Below are 1,655 nucleotides of genomic sequence, written 5' to 3' on the forward strand. Positions count from 1 at the left end.
TCCTATCTATTATTTTACTTTTTTTATTCATATCCCAATTCTTTTAATCTTTTTATTTAGGTCATGCTTTTCAACTTTATATGCTAATGAATATGTGATATTGTTTTTTGATACTCTTTGAGGATGACCAAGTCGTGTCATGTTTAATTTTTTATTTTCCATCAAACGCTCTAAAATATTGTCAATTGCAGCATTACTTTCGGCCGTAGCAAGTACTTTATGGTTTTGCCGAGTTTCTTGTGAGATTAACTCAACTAGTGTTCTTGTTTTGCCAGTTCCAAAGGGGCCGTGAATTAAAAAGAAGTTTTCACTTGATAAACTATTTTCAATCGCCCTTTTTTGTGAGGAGTTTAAATTTTTATCAATATAATCAATATACGGGATTTTTCTATTTTTTTTAGGATTTCTGTCAGTCAGCATGTATTCCAAGGCATTTTTTCCCTTTAAACTTAAATGCTTAAGATTATCTTCCATTCTTCTAAAGGTGATGTCATTAGCATATAAGTCTATTCTAACTTTCTTTTTTAGAGCCCATTTTGGAATTCTTTTATCAAATGCCACTTTTATAAATCTTGCTCCTTTTTCTGTCACTGTTCCGGTTAAATCGCTTCTAAGAGGATTGTCGGTACTGATTAAAACCATGTCTCCAACACTAATTTCAGTATCGATTGTTTCGGACCGTCCGAACTGAACGATATCCATTCCTAATTCCTTGCCTAAACGTTTCCCTTTGACTTTATTGATGGCTCTTCCTAGCTCTTCTCTTTTTTGACCTGACATTGAACTTATTTCATATGTCATCAATTCAATTTCAGCATCTCTTTCGTAATTGATGAGCTTTATCAGGTTTTTTATATATTTTTTCACTTTAATCCCTAATTTTAAATAAGAGCTTTAATGTATAATTAATTATGGATTTTGTAGAAGTTGGTTGTGCGGATAATCTGGAAATGAGTTACATATCTAACCTGTCCGGAGGTTACATTTCAAAAAATGAACAAATATTCAGTCAAATTGAATTGAATGATTTGAATAGGTTCATTTTGGAAAAATCAGTTCATGGGACTCCTATTTTTAAATTAGGAAGTGGGAAAAATAAGATTATGATTCTGTCAGGCGTTCATGGTAATGAGCTGCCTTCCCAAATTGCCAACATTCAACTTTTAAATGAGTTGATTAATAAAGAAATTAAAAACACTTTATTTTTTATTCCATTTGCAGCTCCAAAAGCTACAATGATGAATAGCAGGTTTTTTAATTCTAGAGATTTAAATAGGGCAGCACATATCAATGATTCTTTAAGCAGTGTCATTGTTCAAAGGATAATTGATTTGGGAATTAATTTTGTAGGGGATTTTCATTCAACAGCATTTAACAGCAATCCTGGTGCCGAAGCAGTATTTTCCACTAAATCTCCAACTCCTGAAAGCTTCTTGATTGCCAATTATATTGCTAGGGATGTTGATTGTAAGCTGATTTCAATCGATTATGCAGGTGAAAAATATAATGGTGCTGTTGAAGATGTTTGTAATCTGAAAGGAATTCCTGCTATTACTGGTGAAGTTCTATCTCCATTTTCAAGTGTTGGTGAAGGTAGTGTAGAGCGTTCACTTCTTCAAATGAAAAGTTTTTTGTCTTATTTTGGAATCTGATTA

2 protein-coding genes are annotated in these 1,655 nt (G+C 32.2%); one reads left to right on the plus strand and one right to left on the minus strand.

The features are described 5' to 3' along the window. Positions 1 to 27: 27 nt before the first annotated feature. On the minus strand, positions 28 to 867 hold the full coding sequence (locus Q4Q55_RS10610) for an AAA domain-containing protein (protein WP_303372763.1): 840 nt from the start codon (positions 865 to 867) through the stop codon (positions 28 to 30). Between the two features lie 44 nt (positions 868 to 911). On the opposite strand from Q4Q55_RS10610, the gene Q4Q55_RS10615 reads away from it, so the two are divergent. Next, positions 912 to 1,652 (plus strand): succinylglutamate desuccinylase/aspartoacylase family protein, encoded by a 741-nt coding sequence (locus tag Q4Q55_RS10615; RefSeq protein WP_303372764.1) that lies wholly within the window; start codon positions 912 to 914, stop codon positions 1,650 to 1,652. Positions 1,653 to 1,655: the final 3 nt, after the last annotated feature.

This window comes from Methanobrevibacter sp. (assembly GCF_030539555.1).
Lineage (GTDB): Archaea > Methanobacteriota > Methanobacteria > Methanobacteriales > Methanobacteriaceae > Methanocatella.